Source organism: Pseudomonas urmiensis (genome assembly GCF_014268815.2).
GTDB classification, from domain to species: Bacteria; Pseudomonadota; Gammaproteobacteria; order Pseudomonadales; family Pseudomonadaceae; genus Aquipseudomonas; species Aquipseudomonas urmiensis.
In genome coordinates, this window is the sequence record NZ_JABWRE020000001.1 from 4,982,730 (window position 1) to 4,998,017 (window position 15,288).

General features: G+C 58.1%; 15 protein-coding genes. 6 read left to right on the plus strand and 9 right to left on the minus strand.

All coding sequences use genetic code 11. The features are described 5' to 3' along the window. The first annotated feature begins 91 nt into the window (after positions 1–91). Entirely contained in the window at positions 92–493 is a 402-nt protein-coding gene (locus HU737_RS22565) for a DUF3301 domain-containing protein (RefSeq protein ID WP_186553082.1), read from the plus strand. Here HU737_RS22565 and HU737_RS22570 read toward each other — a convergent pair. The 3 genes from HU737_RS22570 to zigA are packed head-to-tail and all read right to left on the minus strand — an operon-like array spanning position 490 to position 3,333. Next, a complete protein-coding gene (locus HU737_RS22570; RefSeq protein ID WP_186553083.1) occupies positions 490–1,458 on the minus strand; it encodes a CobW family GTP-binding protein in 969 nt (322 codons plus the stop codon). The genes HU737_RS22565 and HU737_RS22570 overlap by 4 nt on opposite strands. A gap of 40 nt (positions 1,459–1,498) precedes the next feature. Then, entirely contained in the window at positions 1,499–2,128 is a 630-nt protein-coding gene (locus HU737_RS22575; protein ID WP_186553084.1) for a DUF1826 domain-containing protein, read from the minus strand. After that, entirely contained in the window at positions 2,125–3,333 is a 1,209-nt protein-coding gene (gene zigA, locus HU737_RS22580) for a zinc metallochaperone GTPase ZigA (protein WP_186553085.1), read from the minus strand. Before zigA ends, HU737_RS22575 begins: the two co-directional genes overlap by 4 nt. 110 nt (positions 3,334–3,443) lie before the next feature. On the opposite strand from zigA, the gene HU737_RS22585 reads away from it, so the two are divergent. Both HU737_RS22585 and folE2 read left to right on the plus strand, forming a co-directional pair. Continuing rightward, on the plus strand, positions 3,444–3,821 hold the full coding sequence (locus tag HU737_RS22585) for a glutamine synthetase (protein ID WP_186553086.1): 378 nt from the start codon (positions 3,444–3,446) through the stop codon (positions 3,819–3,821). A gap of 23 nt (positions 3,822–3,844) precedes the next feature. After that, entirely contained in the window at positions 3,845–4,732 is an 888-nt protein-coding gene (gene folE2 / locus HU737_RS22590; RefSeq protein ID WP_186553238.1) for a GTP cyclohydrolase FolE2, read from the plus strand. Positions 4,733–4,771: 39 nt separating this feature from the next. Here folE2 and HU737_RS22595 read toward each other — a convergent pair whose 3' ends face one another. Beyond that, complete coding sequence (locus HU737_RS22595; protein WP_186553087.1) at positions 4,772–5,299, minus strand: DUF3617 domain-containing protein; 528 nt, start codon at positions 5,297–5,299, stop codon at positions 4,772–4,774. A gap of 130 nt (positions 5,300–5,429) precedes the next feature. Between HU737_RS22595 and cls the strand changes: the two genes are divergently transcribed. Further along, a complete protein-coding gene (gene cls / locus HU737_RS22600) occupies positions 5,430–6,869 on the plus strand; it encodes a cardiolipin synthase (protein WP_186553088.1) in 1,440 nt (479 codons plus the stop codon). A 7-nt stretch (positions 6,870–6,876) separates the two neighbouring features. Here the strand turns inward: cls and cfaB are convergent, their stop codons facing one another. Further along, on the minus strand, positions 6,877–8,061 hold the full coding sequence (gene cfaB / locus HU737_RS22605; protein WP_186553089.1) for a C17 cyclopropane fatty acid synthase CfaB: 1,185 nt from the start codon (positions 8,059–8,061) through the stop codon (positions 6,877–6,879). A gap of 185 nt (positions 8,062–8,246) precedes the next feature. Between cfaB and lpdA the strand changes: the two genes are divergently transcribed. Continuing rightward, the gene (gene lpdA / locus HU737_RS22610) at positions 8,247–9,647 is read left to right on the plus strand and encodes a dihydrolipoyl dehydrogenase (protein WP_186553090.1); all 1,401 of its coding nucleotides are present in this window, start codon (positions 8,247–8,249) and stop codon (positions 9,645–9,647) included. A 55-nt stretch (positions 9,648–9,702) separates the two neighbouring features. Here the strand turns inward: lpdA and hcnC are convergent, their stop codons facing one another. From hcnC to hcnA, 3 genes are read right to left on the minus strand one after another with little or no spacing between them, the layout of a single operon-like run. Further along, a complete protein-coding gene (hcnC, locus tag HU737_RS22615) occupies positions 9,703–10,941 on the minus strand; it encodes a cyanide-forming glycine dehydrogenase subunit HcnC (RefSeq protein WP_186553091.1) in 1,239 nt (412 codons plus the stop codon). 2 nt (positions 10,942–10,943) lie between these two features. Further along, on the minus strand, positions 10,944–12,338 hold the full coding sequence (gene hcnB, locus HU737_RS22620) for a cyanide-forming glycine dehydrogenase subunit HcnB (protein WP_186553092.1): 1,395 nt from the start codon (positions 12,336–12,338) through the stop codon (positions 10,944–10,946). Continuing rightward, on the minus strand, positions 12,335–12,640 hold the full coding sequence (gene hcnA / locus HU737_RS22625; RefSeq protein WP_186553093.1) for a cyanide-forming glycine dehydrogenase subunit HcnA: 306 nt from the start codon (positions 12,638–12,640) through the stop codon (positions 12,335–12,337). The genes hcnB and hcnA overlap by 4 nt, the downstream gene beginning before the upstream one ends. Before the next feature lie 415 nt (positions 12,641–13,055). Between hcnA and HU737_RS22630 the strand changes: the two genes are divergently transcribed. Next, entirely contained in the window at positions 13,056–13,514 is a 459-nt protein-coding gene (locus tag HU737_RS22630) for an HIT family protein (protein WP_186553094.1), read from the plus strand. A gap of 742 nt (positions 13,515–14,256) precedes the next feature. Here the strand turns inward: HU737_RS22630 and HU737_RS22635 are convergent. Further along, a complete protein-coding gene (locus tag HU737_RS22635) occupies positions 14,257–15,183 on the minus strand; it encodes a hypothetical protein (protein ID WP_225915638.1) in 927 nt (308 codons plus the stop codon). Positions 15,184–15,288: the final 105 nt, after the last annotated feature.

A 15,288-nucleotide genomic window follows, 5' to 3' on the forward strand; every position in this document is an offset into this window, starting at 1 on the left:
GAGAGCGTCGCGCAGTATGAACTCGATTGCCACCTGTACGACAGACCAGGGACGCAGTTAAGCTGGATCTACTTGTTTGGAGCCTACGCAAATGTTGACCCTGGAGAACCTCTTCGTCCTGATGCTGCTCGCCACGGTCGGCGCCTGGCTGTGGCACAACCATGGCCTGCGCGAGAAGGCCCTGGTACGGGTCAAGCAGCATTGCGCCAAACTCGATCTGGAGCTTTTGGACGACGCCGTCGCGCTCAAGCGCATTGCGTTCGTGCGTGACGCCAACGGCCGCAAGCGCCTGGCGCGGATCTACAACTTCGAATTCACCGTCACCGGCGAACAGCGTCACCCGGGCACTGTCACCCAGTTCGGTGCACACACCATGCAGATCGAGCTGGCGCCCTACCCGTTCGAGATCAAGACCCCGCCACGCAGCGATAACGTCATCGAGATGCAGCAGTGGCGCCAGGAGCACAATCGCTGGCGCAACGATCAGCGCTAAAGGCGGCAGGCGGCCAGGGCGCTCTGCAGGGCTGGCGTGGGCTGCGGCTGAGCGAAGATCAGCTCGATGCGTGAATCCTTGCGCCATTCGCTTGAGTGCCAAGCCACGGCACTGGCCTGCAGGCCATTGAAGGATTGCCAGCCCTCTGCGCTGTGGATAACTCCCTTGGCCCTACGCCAGGGCCAAGCGCGGAGAAACGCCTGTAATCGCGACACATCGAACCGCTGGCTGGGATGCCAGCGCCAGCCGATACTCCAACCCCCTTCACCTTGTTGCGCCAGACAAATCGGCTGGGATGGATCTGTCCACAGGGCTGCAAGCGGCGCAGATGTGTTTTCCACAGGCAGCTCAATCTCCGCAGAATTGGCTATATCGCATGTGGAAAACATTGGCAGCTGCGCCAGGGGAAACTCGCCGTGCTCGGTCCAGTAACTGGGAAGGCCAGGCAGCTGTTGAGTTATCAACAACCTCCGCTGTTCATCCACAGCTTGAGATTTGTTAAATATCAACAAGTTAGCGGCCGACAACGCCTCCTTTTGCGTCTCCGGTAATGGTTCACCTTGGGCCAGAGCAAGGGCATCGAGCACCATGATCATGGGCTGCACATTGAGCACTCCCGTCCACGGTGCCTGCCCCAGCTGCTTGAGCAGCTGGAGTGGATGACCCAAACCAGACGGCTCTATGAACAAGCGATCAGGACGGGCTTTGCGCAGCAAGCGAGCCAAGCCGACCTGAAACGGCATGCCGTTGACGCAACACAGACATCCTCCCGCCACTTCGCCAATCGCCACGCCATCCTCGTCGCGGCTGAGCAGGGCAGCATCGAGGCCGATCTGGCCGAATTCATTGACCAGTACCGCCCAGCGCTCGGTGGCCGGACGTTGAGCGAGCAGCTGCCGGATCAGGCTGGTCTTGCCAGCGCCCAGTGGGCCAGCGATAACGTGGGTAGGAATGTTCTGCAACATGGTTGGGCATCGAGACGGAATCAACCTTCACTATGCCCCGTCATGCCAACCAGTCAAGGCTAAGCAGCAGGCGGCGCTCGCCGGGTGCGGTCATCGGTGAGCGGTGCACCAGCCCTGCCCCTTCATTGCCCAGCCACTTCTCGCCCTTGAGTATTGCAACTTCACCGGCCTGCAAGCGCTGAATGTTATCCACAGCCGGCTGAGCGTTGTGAAGATGTCCACGGTCTATTGCCTCTTCCTTGAGCCACTCGCTGCCGGCACCGGTATAGGTGGTCAACAGTCGCAAAGGGACTTTATCCACATGGAAGCGCGGACACATGGCGCCCTCCAGCACCCGCAAGCGCAGGCCAATCCGGCGCGCGCCCAGCAGGCAGGTGTAAGCGGCCACCAGCCAGGCCACGTCGGCGACGAAGCTCTCATAGCCATGCAGATCCGCCGCTTCCGGCAGCAGGCCTGGTAACTGCGGCGGGTGACGTTCATCCACATCGATCACCCGTTCATCTGCCAATAGCGGGTCAAGGCTGAGCAGCACTGTGGAAAAGTCTTCGACCTGCGCTGGCAAGCGTCGCTGCCAAGCCGCGAGGTTAACGCCATCCTGCAGTATTTCAGCCAACACCTGCGGCGATTGGCCGAACACCTGGGAGATATCCACAGTGCGAGTGGTACTCATGCCGCCATCTCGTCATGCCAAGCACCGAACGGATCGGGTAAACGTAGCCAAGCCATTGGACCCGTCTCCATCTCTTCATCAGTCAACAAGCAGGCGTCCAGCTCTGTGGATAACCTGGCAAAGTCGATGTTCTGACCAATGAATACCAGCTCCTGCCGGCAATCGCCTACCTCTGCTGTCCACTGCTTGAGAATCGCCGCAGTATTGTCTTCATCCTGTGGCCATTGCTCGCGCGGCACGAAGCGCCACCAGCGCCCGGCCAAACCATGGCGCATCATGCCGCCTGCCTGGGACCAGCTGCCGGCTTCCTGGTACTTGCTGGCCAGCCAGAAGAAGCCCTTGGAGCGCAGCAAGCGGCCATTGCCCCACGGCTTGTGGATAAAGTCGAAGAAACGCTGCGGGTGTAGCGGACGACGCGCCTGCCAGCTGCTGGCAGCGATGCCATACTCCTCGGTCTCGGGCACGTGCTCGCCACGCAGCTCTTGCAGCCAACCCGGCGCCTGCGCCGCCTGATCGAAGTCGAACAAGCCGGTATCGAGGATTCGCGCCAGCGGCACTTGGCCCATCACCATCGGCACGATCTGCGCCCGGGCATTGAGGCTACGCAGGATCGCCGTGAGCTCTTCACGCAGGTCCTGGCTGATCAGGTCGATCTTGCTCAGCAGCAGCACGTCGGCGAACTCGATCTGCTCGATCAGCAAGTCGCTGATCGAGCGCTCATCCTCTTCGCCCAAGGTTTCGCCGCGGCTGGCCAAGCTCTCCGCCGCTTGGTAATCGCGCAAAAAATTCAACCCGTCGACCACGGTGACCATGGTATCCAAGCGCGCCATATCGGACAGGCTACGGCCTTGTTCATCTCGGAACGTGAACGTCTCGGCCACCGGCAGGGGTTCGGAAATACCGGTCGACTCGATCAGCAGGTAATCGAAACGCCCTTCCTCGGCGAGCCGCGCCACTTCCTCAAGCAGGTCTTCGCGCAAGGTGCAGCAGATGCAGCCATTGCTCATCTCGACCAGTTTTTCTTCAGCGCGGTTGAGGCTCACGTTGCGCTGCACCTCGCTGGCGTCGATGTTGATTTCGCTCATGTCGTTGACGATCACAGCGACGCGCAAGCCATCACGGTTGCGCAGGATGTGATTGAGCAAGGTACTTTTGCCCGCGCCTAGAAAGCCGGACAACACGGTGACAGGGAGACGGTTGGACATGGTGGACCTCTTCAGGCGGACGCATTCGAAACGATGCATTGCACAATGTTATAATATAACAATACAATTTCGCCAAGCCGTGCTGCCCAATGGCATTCCTGGAGAAGCCTATGAAACTGCCCTGTGCCTTGGCGCTATTGCTGATTGTGACGCCGGCACACCTGCTGGCGCTGCCGCAAACCAATCTGGCGCTGTGTACGCGAAGCGCCACGCTGCTTGCCTGCAAGGATGGCAACGGCAACTACTACAGTGTGCGCAGCGAAGGTAGCTCTCTATATCTGCGCGGCTTCGAAGCGGCGAGCAAAAGACTGTGGGCGCAAACCAACACCGGTTACGGCCCTACGACCTTCTATACCGGTCTGGCGAGCGACGGAGAGGCTTGGTTCGGCTACAGCCGTCGAGTTGGCTGGACCACCTTGAACCGAGTGTCCAGCTCCAGCGGACAACGCTTCAACTTGCACTGCAGCCTGATTGGCGGATGCCGCTGACGATATTTTTGATGGGTACCCTGATGACCAGCTTGAAACTCCCCGATGTGGCAAAACAAACCACTCAGCGCACCCAGCCTTTGGATTGGGTCGGCATGCAGGGCATCGCCTTGCCCGTACAGTTTGAAGGGCGAACGCTAAGTGCTCGTGCCAGTGCAGGGGTTAACCTGGATGACGGCAAGTCGCGGGGTATTCATATGTCGCGGCTGTATCTGGCCTTGGAGAGCCTGGAGCAAAGCGAACTGAGCCCGCAGGTATTAAGGCGTTTGCTGGCGACCTTTCTCGACAGCCATGCAGGGCTTTCTTCTGCCGCTTACCTGAGCCTCACCTTCGAGCATCTGCTGAAAAGGCCTGCGTTGGTCAGCCCACTCTCCGGTTGGAAAAGCTACCCGGTGACGGTTGATGCCAGCATCAAAAATGAGATGTTCCACGTGGAACTATTTGTGCAAATTCCCTATTCATCCACCTGCCCTTGCTCGGCGGCGCTAGCTCGGCAGCTTATTCAGCAGCAGTTTCTAGCTGACTTCAGCCATGCTGACTTGAATCGCGAGGCGCTTTTGCAATGGTTGGGTAGCAGTCAGGGAATCGTAGCCACGCCTCACAGCCAGCGCAGCGATGCACAAGTAAAAGTGCGCCTGCGTGATGCTATGCAAACGTTGCCGATTACAGGCCTGATCGATCGAGTAGAAGGCGCCTTGCGCACGGCAGTACAAACTGCGGTCAAGCGCGCCGATGAACAGGCCTTCGCATTGGCCAATGGACAAAATCTCATGTTCTGCGAAGACGCCGCCAGGCGAGTCCACCTCGCCCTACGGGAAGTGGAATGGTCGAGCGGATTTAACGTGCGCGTGGAACATGCCGAAAGCCTGCATGCCCATGACGCTGTGGCGGTCAGCGAGTGGCAGTGGTAATTGCCGAGGGGCCGCGCTGCGACCCCAAATGACTTAACTTCAAGAACGTGGTTTGACTGTTCCACAGTCGTTGCCCAACCACACCGCTCGCGTATTCATGCTGCCCTGCTGTTGAACACCCGAAGCATTGAACGTGCCGTTGACCTTGGTGGTGAACTCCCGATCGCTAAGAAAAGTCGCCTCCCCGGTACCCTGCGCCTTTGGGCAGCTAAACTGAAACTTCCAGACATTGCCGCTGCGGTCGGTGATCTTTTGCGTACAGCCCGACTGCGGATCCTGCAACGGGATGTCATCAGTCTTGACCTGCTCCGGCGTCAGGCACGAACGCACTCCATTACCTGCCACGGTAATCCCCTGTTTTGCCAGCACACCTTCCATCATGGCGCGCTGCTCGGGCGGTAGGTTCTTCAACTGACCGAGCATGAAGCCCATGTCGGGCAACGGCTTGCCGTCGACCTGCATATTGCTGGTGGTCAGCTCCCACAGGCCGGGTTGCAACATCTGCGCATTGACCAGCGGGCTGGCCAGGCCCACGACCAAGGCGAAAAGTGGCAGACGAATCTTCATCGATGGATGCTCCTTAGCATTACCGGCAATCTGGCCGGACAGAGCTTAGACGTCATTTTCGTGATTGGGTTGCAAGCCAGCCCATTAACGTGGTCTGTTAGCTGAAGTGATTTCGGCAAGCAGGATGCGTATGGATTACCACAGCCCCTACTTCTTCGGTTACGTGCTCGGCCTCATCCATTTGCTCGGCATCATTGCCGCGCTCCATGCAGTATTCACCGTGCGCACTGCCCAAGGTGCAATCGCCTGGGCGATGCCGCTGTTCTTCATTCCCTACCTGACCTTGATCCCCTATCTGGTTTTCGGCGCCCGCTCCTTCAATGCCTACATCCAGGCCAGGCGCCAGGCCAACCAGGAAATGCACGTGGCGATGGCCAACCTCAACTGGCGGCCATGGGTCGAGGAAGCACTCACCGCGCGCGAGTCCGACAGTTATGCGGCGCTGCGGGCAATGCCCAAGTTGGGTCGCATGCCGTGCCTGGCCAACAACGACGTCAAACTGTTGATCGATGGACAAGCCACTTTCGATGCCATCTTCGCTGCCATCGCTCAAGCGCGGCGGGTGGTGTTGGTGCAGTTCTTCATCATCCACGACGATGCTATTGGCCGTGAGCTGCAACAGCTGCTGTTGCGCAAGGCGGCTGAAGGTGTGCAGATTTTCGTCTTGTATGACCGGGTGGGCAGCCACGCCCTACCCGCCAGCTACAGCCAGGTATTGCGCGATGGCGGAGTACAGATCAAGGCGTTCGCAACTCGCAGTGGCTGGTTCAATCGCTTCCAGGTCAACTTCCGCAACCATCGCAAGATCGTCGTGGTCGACGGGCTGGAGGGTTTTGTCGGCGGGCATAACGTCGGCGACGAATACCTGGGGGGCCACCCTCGGCTGTCGCCCTGGCGCGATACCCATGTGCAAATCAGTGGGCCGGTGGTGGCGTGCCTGCAAGAGTCATTCGCCGAAGATTGGTACTGGGCCACCCGCGAGCTCCCCCCTCTGATCCTTCCCGACACCTATCCGGACAACGGTGTGCTGTGCCAATTGCTCGCCAGCGGTCCGGCCGACCCGCAGGAAACCTGTTCACTGTTCTTCGTCGAGGCCATCCAATCCGCCACCCACCGGGTGTGGATCACTACCCCCTACTTCATCCCCGACGAAGCCGTGTTCGCCGCCTTGCGCCTGGCGGTCATGCGCGGAGTGGATGTGCGCATCCTGATCCCCGCTCGGCCTGACCATCGGATTGTCTATGCCGCTTCCAGCCTGTTTGCCTTCGAAGCGGTGCGTGCTGGGGTGCGTATGTTCCGCTATCAGCCGGGCTTCCTGCACCAGAAGGTGGTGCTGGTGGATGACGAGGTCAGCGCGATCGGTAGTGCCAACTTGGACAACCGTTCGTTTCGCTTGAACTTCGAAATCACCCTGCTGACCGTAGACCGGACCTTTGCCGATCAGGTGCAAGCGATGCTGCTCAACGACTTTGACCAAGCCAAGGAGATCACTGCCGAGGACAGCCGCGATACCCATCGCCTGCAACAACTGGGGATGCGTATCGCGCGGCTGATCTCGCCGATCCTTTGAGGGTCAATTAGCGGTAGAGGTCTTCGCGGGTCCAGGGCAGGTCATGGTGACCATCCGCGTAAGGCTTCACTGCTAGAATCTGGTGCAGGTTGATCCAGCCCTTGCTGAAGGCATAGGCGCAGCCTGCCAGGTACAGACGCCAAATGCGCAGGGTCTTCTCCGGCACCAGGGCCGCCGCCCGGTGCAACTGGTGCTCGAGGTTTTCGCTCCAGTGATGCAGGGTCTTGGCGTAGTGCAGGCGCAGGCTTTCGATATCCACTACTTCCATGCCGGCTTGGCAAATGCTGCTGGTGATCATCGACAGGTGTGGCAGCTCACCGTTGGGGAATACATAGCGGTCGATGAACTCGCCCGCCCCTCGACCCACCGGACGCCCATCGACGTGTTTGGCGGTGATGCCGTGGTTCATCACCACGCCACCTTCGCGCACAGCGCCAAACAGCCTCTGGCAATACAGGTCGAGATTGGCGTGGCCGACATGTTCGAACATGCCAACGCTGACCACCTTGTCGAAACGTCCATCCTGCGGCAGGTCACGATAATCGAGAATCTGTAGGTCGACGCGCTTGGCCAGGCCTTCCTGTTTGACCCGCTCGCGCGCCAGCTTGAGTTGCTGCTTACTCAGGGTTATGCCGAAGACCTTGGCGCCATATTCACGCGCAGCGAACCGCGCCAGCCCTCCCCAGCCACAACCGACATCGAGCAGGTAGTCGTCCTGTTGCAGTCGAAGCTTGCGGCACAAGTGGTCGAACTTGTCCTGCTGGGCCTGATCGAGGGTGTTGTCCTGTTCCTTGAAGTAGGCGCAGGAGTAGGCCATGTCCTGATCCAGCCAGAGCTGATAGAACGCATTGGAGACATCATAGTGATAGGCGATGGACTCGGCGTCGGTACTTTTGTCATGAGCGCTGCGTACTGGCGAGACATCCTGTTCATCAGTCAGCAGGGCATCGCTGAGCTCATCGCAGACCCTTATGGCTTCACCGATATCGCCTTCCAGTTCCAGCTTGCCTTCAACAAACGCCGCTCCCAGTTGCCCCATGCTCGGATGGGTCAACTGACTGATCAGCTGAGGCTCCTTGACCAGTATCGTCACTTGCGGGCTTGGCCCCAGATCGAACTGGTTACCGTCCCAGAGCTTCAGGCGTAGTGGCAAATGCAGGCTCTGCAACGCAGGTGGAAGTTGCGCAAGCATGAAATGACCCTCCCTTTGAATTTCGGACGTCTGCGAAATAGGGTAGTTCATTCATGCGAAGTTTCCGTTTAACCCGACCTTGGTCTAAAACTTCCTGGCTGCCAGTAGCGCCCGAAGGATTGTATACAATCTTCGCTGCGACTAATCTTGTGCCCCTCTGCGCTTCCTCATCCTGGAGTAATCCCATGAAATCTTATGATGTCGTGATCATCGGTGGCGGCCCTGGTGGCTACAACGCAGCCATCCGCGCTGGCCAATTGGGCCTGAGCGTGGCCTGCGTCGAAGGTCGCAGTACCCTCGGTGGCACTTGCCTGAACGTAGGCTGCATGCCCTCCAAGGCATTGCTGCACGCCTCCGAGCTGTACGAAGCGGCCAGTGGTGAGGAGTTCGCTCACCTAGGCATCGAGGTCAAACCGACCTTGAACCTGGCGCAGATGATGAAGCAGAAAGACGAAAGCGTGACCGGCCTGACCAAGGGTATCGAGTACCTGTTTCGCAAGAACAAGGTCGACTGGATCAAGGGCTGGGGCCGTCTGGATGGCGTGGGCAAAGTCATCGTCAAAGCTGAGGATGGCAACGAAACCACCCTGCAAGCCAAGGACATTGTCATTGCCACCGGCTCCGAGCCCACTCCCCTGCCCGGCGTGACCATCGACAACCAGCGCATTATCGACTCCACTGGCGCGCTATCGCTGCCACAGGTGCCCAAGCATCTGGTAGTGATCGGCGCTGGTGTGATCGGCCTGGAGCTCGGCTCGGTTTGGCGCCGATTGGGTAGTGAAGTCACCGTGATCGAGTACCTGGATCGAATCTGCCCCGGCACCGACGAAGAGACCGCCAAGACCTTGCAGAAGGCGTTGGCCAAACAAGGCATGCGCTTCAAGCTCGGCAGCAAGGTTACCCAGGCCACCCCTTCAGCTGATGGCGTCAGCCTGAGCCTGGAGCCGGCAGCAGGTGGCGCCGCTGAAACCCTGCAGGCTGACTACGTGCTGGTGGCTATCGGTCGTCGTCCGTACACTCAGGGCCTCAACCTGGAAAGCGTCGGCATTCAAACCGACAAGCGCGGCATGCTCACCAACGAACATCACCGCAGCAGCGTGCCAGGCATCTGGGTGATTGGCGATGTCACCTCCGGGCCAATGCTTGCGCACAAGGCTGAGGATGAAGCGGTGTCGTGTATCGAGCGAATCGCCGGCAAGGCTCACGAGGTGAACTACAACCTCATCCCTGGGGTGATCTACACCCGTCCGGAACTGGCCAGCGTCGGCAAGACCGAAGAGCAGCTCAAGGCCGAAGGCCGCGCCTACAAGGTCGGCAAGTTCCCCTTCACTGCCAACAGCCGGGCGAAGATCAACCATGAGACCGAAGGCTTCGCCAAGGTGCTGGCCGATGCCAATACCGATGAGGTCTTGGGCGTGCATCTGGTCGGCCCGAGCGTTAGTGAAATGATCGGCGAGTTCTGTGTGGCGATGGAGTTCTCAGCGTCGGCCGAGGATATCGCCCTCACCTGCCACCCGCATCCAACCCGCTCCGAGGCCTTGCGCCAGGCGGCGATGAATGTGGATGGGATGGCGATGCAGATCTGATAGTGCGCAGCCCAATCGCAGCGGCGCGCCGCCGCTGCGATTTACCCGCGCGTTATCACGCTGGCAACACAGGCTGCTGAAAACGAGCCGCCAAAAACGGGGTGATATCCACCGGCGATGTCTCGTTGTGGATAACCTTGTCCAATATCACCCCGGTAATCGCCGATGTCAGAATCCCGGTACGGAAATGTCCACAGGCATTTAAGTATCCCTCCACCTCATCCACAGCCCCAAGGATCGGCAGCTCATCCGGTGATCCCGGCCGCAGCCCCGCCCAGGTCCGCTTGAGGTTCACCTGCGCCAGCTCCGGCACGCAGCGCACCGCGCCCTGCACCAGTCCACTGATTTCCGGGAAGGTGTTGTTGACATCAAAGCCCTTCTCTTCAGTAGTACTGCCAATCAGGATCTCGCCGTTGTCCTTTTGCGCCATGTAGCAATCGCTGGTGGTAATGCAGCCATCCAGCAGTTTCGGCAGGCGTTCGGTGAGCACGATCTGGCCCTTGACCGGCTTGACTGGAATAGCCGTTCCAGTCGCCCACTCGCTCAGCTCGGCAGCCCAGGCACCAGCCGCATTGAGCAGGGTATGGCAGTGGAAGTCTCCCGCTTGTTCGGTGCGCACACCCTTGATCCGCGCCCCTTGATGCATGACACCCGTGACCCGGGTATTCAGATACAAGTCGACGCCATTCTGCCGAGCCGCCTCCAGATAGGCATCGCCCAGGCGGAACGGGCTCACCTGGTGATCGCAGAGAAACTCGAGCGCTCCGGTTGCCTGCAAGGTCACTGCCGGCTCTGCTTCACGCAACGCCCTGCGATCAAGCCAACGTACCTGCTCGGCCAGGTGGGGGATCTGCTTGACGATGTGTTCGGCGTAGAGCTGGTCCTCTTCATCCTGAATCACGTACTTCAATCCGGTACGCTCGAACTTGAAGTCCATGCCATGGCGCTCGATCAGCTCCTGATGCAGCTGTGGATAAAGCGCGTTCGACTGCAGCGCCAGGTCGAAGAAGCACTGCGGGAGGATATGCGGCGTGCTCGAATCCACGGCCACCGCGGCCCCATGGGCTTCACGCTTGGCCCGCGAAGACAGCATGCGAAAGAAGATCACCCCGCAGCCCAGCCCCACCGATTCACCAATGGCCCACAAACCTCCAGCCGACGCGCGAGTGGCATTGCCGGGGCGCTTGTCATCGATCAAGGCAATGCGCAGGTTGCCGCGCTTGGACAGCTGATAGGCGCACGAAGCGCCGATAACGCCGCCGCCGGCAATCACGATATCGTATGTCTTGGTCATGCTCAGGCCTCCGTGGCCAGGTGCTGAAAGGCTGAGAAAGGCACCGGGTCGACCGGAAACCGGGGGCGCAGCCAGCCGACATCGGCCCGGCCGGTAGCCGCCCGAAGGCGATCAGTGCAATAGCCCACGCACATGCGCCCTTGGCAGTCGCCCATGCTCACCCGAGTGCGCATCTTCAAACTGGCCATGTCTTGCACGCCCTGTTCGAGCGCCAGGTCGATAGCGTCGCGGGTAACCTGCTCACAGCGACAGATCAGCGTATCAGCCTGGGGCAACTCAATCTGCGCTGCGCCGCGTGCGGTAAAGCGCTCGACCCCGGAGCGAAAGCGTTGGATCGAAGCCAGCTTGCCCAAGTACAGCTCACGCCGCTCGATCGCCTGCTCGGCGCTGAGCACCGCCAACTGCTGCAATATCGATACGGCGGCTAGACGCCCGGTCAGCATTGCCGCCTCACCCCCGCGTATACCTGCCATGTCACCCGCCAAGTGGATATGCGGCAGGCTGCTTTGCTGCCATACATTAACCTCAGGCCGCAGGTAGCCGTCGTCGCTGAAACCATGCGCCAGCCCCAGTTGCTGGCTGAGCTGAGTACGGGGAATGAAGCCGTAGCCGACGGCGAGCGTTTGCACCCGTTCCCGCTGCAGGCGAGTCAAATCCGGCTGCCAGTCCTGGGTGTAAGGCGCGACGCTCACCTCATTCAGCTCGCCGTCGCCTTGGGCAGCGACCACGCCCCAGCCATAGTGCATGGGAATTCCATTGAGCTTCATGTAGGCCAGCATGCTCAGGCCGTCGAGAAATAGCTGAGGCTTGTTCAACAGCGCCAGGCTCTCGCGCGCTATGCGGTTGAACGCGCACGCTTCGTAAACCCCCGCAACTTTGGCTCCGGCAGCGTGCAACTGGCAGGCCACCAGTGGCAGCAGTGGCCCAGTACCGGCGATCAAAGTACTGCCCAGCGGCTTGACCACCCCACTCTTGATCTGCAGCTGCAGGCCGCCGAGCAGCATCACGCCGGGTAAAGTCCAGCCAGGGAAAGGCACGTTACGTTCATGACAACCGGCCGCCAGCAGCAGTTGGGCATAGTCGATTTCATGCAGGTGCTCGTCACCATCGAGCACCATCAAGCACTGCTCATTGCCTCCAACCACGCGGCTGTTCAGACGCAAGTCGATATGCTCGGCACACAGGGCGAAATCTTCGTGCAGCGTATTCAACGCCTTGGCATAGCGTGCCCCCAGATAGCCGAGGTCGACGCCCGCCCGCAGCGGACCGCGATAGACCACCCCGCCTGGGCGCGAAGCCTCGTCGAACAGCAGGCTGGCGACGCCATGCTCAGCCAGCTCGATAGCTGCCGCCATGCCTGCCGAACCACCACCAACGATCACCGGACGCAGGCTCATGAGTGCTCCTCCGGCGAGATGCGGTTGAACTGGGTTTCGATGTGCATGCCAGCGCGAACCACTGTCTGACAGGCGCGGCGTTTGGCTCGGCCATCAATGGCGACCAGGCAGCAATGGCAAACGCCCATGCCACAAAAAGCGCCACTGACGTGGCCATGATCATTACGCGCCACTTGGCGCAGGCCAACGGCGTTCAAGACACTGAGTACGGTTTCACCCGGAGCGGCGGCAACGGCAACGCCGTTGAGGTGGAGGGTCAGGTGATCTGCCGGAAGGGGCTGGATATCGAGGATTCTTTCCATTGGGTATTACCTTGTCGTCCATGTTCAACAAGGGACACAAGGTAATTCAACTTCGGATAGGAAATATTGATCTATGCCGTATTAAGCCTGTGAGATATTTCCTATATATGTGAAGGAAAAAGTCACCTACACATGAAGGTTAGAGATATCTATGGAAGCCTGACGGTACAGAGCTCCTGTCGTCCCTTAAACGACCGAGGCTTTAATTTCTAACTGCTCCCGCACTACTTCGTTGACAGTAAAATAGAAGACTCGTATGCTCGAATAAGGGAATGAAAACCATTCCCAACTAACGCCTTGCAATGAGTTTCCCGCTTGGATTTTCTCAATTCACCGATCAAGGTATGGGATGCGGCGAGCACTTCATAACATTCTATAACTGAATATTATTACAACTAACGAAAGGCCCCCAGTAATGAACTGTATTTTTTGCCAAATTGCCGAAGGGATTTCTCCATCCCATATTATCTGGGAGGACGAAAAACATTTATCGTTTTTATCAATCTACCCCAATACGCCAGGATTCACGGTCGTTATACCCAAGTCACACCATAGTAGTTACGCATTTGAACAAACTGACTTGGTTATTTCCGAGCTGGTGCTAGCAGCCAAGAACACCGCACTGTTGATTGACCGCGCCCTGCCAAACGTGGCGAGAACCGGTATGATTTTGGAGGGCTATGGCGTTGATCACCTGCACGCGAAGTTATTCCCCATGCATGGGACGGGTGAGGACAGTAAATTTAGAAAAATCAGCTCATGCGTAGACACGTATTTTGACAAGTATGAAGGTTATATTTCTTCGCATGATTCAGCCAGAGCTGATGACAGTGCCCTGTCTGAACTTGCTGCGCATATAAAATCTTTTAGTTGAGCGATTTATAATCCAACATGATTTCCCTATCCCCCCTAAGGTTTACGTGGATCATGGTGGCTTTCACGTAGTTGGTTACGAGGTAAGGTAAGGCAGCTTCGGTTGAAAAAGATTGACCTATGCCGGATTAGGGCTGCGTTGCAGTCCATCGCGGGACAAGCCCGCTCCCACAGAGTGACGCTTTCTTTGGATAGGCGCCGTTTTTGTAGGAGTAGGCTTGCCCCGCGCTGGGCGGCACAACGGCCGCCAAATCTGGAGGCTCATAATATAGTTTGACACAGAGCCCCCGTAATTCGTGGCCTCCAGCGATACGACCTACCGTTTCGAACGAATTATAGTTCGACACAAGCAGATGGTTCGTCGAAAAAAGCATCCCGCTGCACATAATATAGTTTGACACAAACAGGGACGAGTTCACTTTAAGCAACCCACCAATGCTGTAGGTCCTCCGCGCGCACGTCGAGTTGCCCGGAGCTGATAACAGCGCGCCAGTTGAGATCGTTTGTCACAGTGCTGGTGGGAAATTGCACACCATCTGAGCAGTTGATTTCATTGCCACTGACCAGTCATTTGTATTCGACATGACCAGGCGTTTGCGCGAGGCTTGACCGGCCTACTGCATGCCCTCAACCTGCTGAAGCCGACCCAAAGCCGCCGCTTGGGAATTGCAGCAACGGCCAATGCAGCTAAACAGTCAACTTAACCGACGTTCGCGCTTGGCTACTCCCTAACCGTTGATTCATTAAACGACAATCAGATCACCTCCAAGGTTGTGCTCTTGGACATCCTTTTTGAATGCATCTAGGAGCAATTCGTCACGGATGAGTGCGTCAAGGGTCAGCCTTCCAGTTACGAGGTTGTAGACTACGTCATAGTATGACTGCAGCCACTCGTGGATCTCTGGAGAGACATCTCTCCCTCGTAAGATGTCTACACCAATACGAACATTGTCCCTTTCTTCTTGGTAGATAGCATTGGTCAGTTTGTAATAATCGTTTGCAAGATCGAAGTACACGAGTGGTATTTCGTAGCGGCCACGCCTGATATCCGACCTATAAATATACCGAAAGCCATCCTGGCTCACCTTGATCTGCAAGCCAGCTGGAACCCCAGCACTAGCTCCAACCTGTCTTTTCTCTATCAGCTCGGACACCAAGTCCTCGACATGCACCCAGATGATGTCGCGCTGCGTATCGCTAGGGCGATATTTGGTCGGATAAAGCCTCTCTGTGGTGTGTAACCCAGTCCCTACTGCTTTGTAGTTATCCAGCCCTCTGTGGGGGATTTTGCCCCGACGCGCATACATCGCCCAGCGCCGATTTGCAGTAGGGTTTCGGTTACACTCCCGAACGATCAGCGCCTCCGCAATCCGCCCAAGAACACGCATCACGGTCACGTGAACGTCCGGTGTCAATACAATGCGGTGCTGTAGCAACCCTTGCTCATTCACACTTACGAGGCCAAGCTCATAGGTGAGCAGCTCCAGCAGGTCCGCTCCGCTAGTGGCAACGACCAGGTCCAAACTCCTCAAGCCATTGTCCCACTCATCCTTGAATTGGATGGTCGATGAGTCGATGTTACCGTGCACATCCAACGCAGCCACAACCAGACGAGATTGCTGGACAATGGGTCTTCCGTACTGATCGAGGATGACGGTGGTTTTCTGCATGAGCGCCTCGTGGTTAACTCGCCTGCTTGGCCGTCGTGGTAGGCTCGGCTGATCTAGCGGTTTAGTATTTCACTAAGTCGAGAAAAATCATATCGGCTACCTAAC

What these genes read in the sequence shown, in the direction of transcription:
- HU737_RS22585 (WP_186553086.1), top strand. Translation starts at nt 3,444, where the DNA reads ATGAAACTGCCCTGTGCCTTGGCGCTATTGCTGATTGTGACGCCGGCA.
- hcnA (WP_186553093.1), bottom strand. Translation starts at nt 12,640, where the DNA reads ATGGAAAGAATCCTCGATATCCAGCCCCTTCCGGCAGATCACCTGACC.
- hcnB (WP_186553092.1), bottom strand. Translation starts at nt 12,338, where the DNA reads ATGAGCCTGCGTCCGGTGATCGTTGGTGGTGGTTCGGCAGGCATGGCG.
- zigA (WP_186553085.1), bottom strand. Translation starts at nt 3,333, where the DNA reads ATGTCCAACCGTCTCCCTGTCACCGTGTTGTCCGGCTTTCTAGGCGCG.
- HU737_RS22595 (WP_186553087.1), bottom strand. Translation starts at nt 5,299, where the DNA reads ATGAAGATTCGTCTGCCACTTTTCGCCTTGGTCGTGGGCCTGGCCAGC.
- lpdA (WP_186553090.1), top strand. Translation starts at nt 8,247, where the DNA reads ATGAAATCTTATGATGTCGTGATCATCGGTGGCGGCCCTGGTGGCTAC.
- HU737_RS22565 (WP_186553082.1), top strand. Translation starts at nt 92, where the DNA reads ATGTTGACCCTGGAGAACCTCTTCGTCCTGATGCTGCTCGCCACGGTC.
- folE2 (WP_186553238.1), top strand. Translation starts at nt 3,845, where the DNA reads ATGACCAGCTTGAAACTCCCCGATGTGGCAAAACAAACCACTCAGCGC.
- HU737_RS22570 (WP_186553083.1), bottom strand. Translation starts at nt 1,458, where the DNA reads ATGTTGCAGAACATTCCTACCCACGTTATCGCTGGCCCACTGGGCGCT.
- HU737_RS22575 (WP_186553084.1), bottom strand. Translation starts at nt 2,128, where the DNA reads ATGAGTACCACTCGCACTGTGGATATCTCCCAGGTGTTCGGCCAATCG.
- HU737_RS22635 (WP_225915638.1), bottom strand. Translation starts at nt 15,183, where the DNA reads ATGCAGAAAACCACCGTCATCCTCGATCAGTACGGAAGACCCATTGTC.
- cls (WP_186553088.1), top strand. Translation starts at nt 5,430, where the DNA reads ATGGATTACCACAGCCCCTACTTCTTCGGTTACGTGCTCGGCCTCATC.
- hcnC (WP_186553091.1), bottom strand. Translation starts at nt 10,941, where the DNA reads ATGACCAAGACATACGATATCGTGATTGCCGGCGGCGGCGTTATCGGC.
- HU737_RS22630 (WP_186553094.1), top strand. Translation starts at nt 13,056, where the DNA reads ATGAACTGTATTTTTTGCCAAATTGCCGAAGGGATTTCTCCATCCCAT.
- cfaB (WP_186553089.1), bottom strand. Translation starts at nt 8,061, where the DNA reads ATGCTTGCGCAACTTCCACCTGCGTTGCAGAGCCTGCATTTGCCACTA.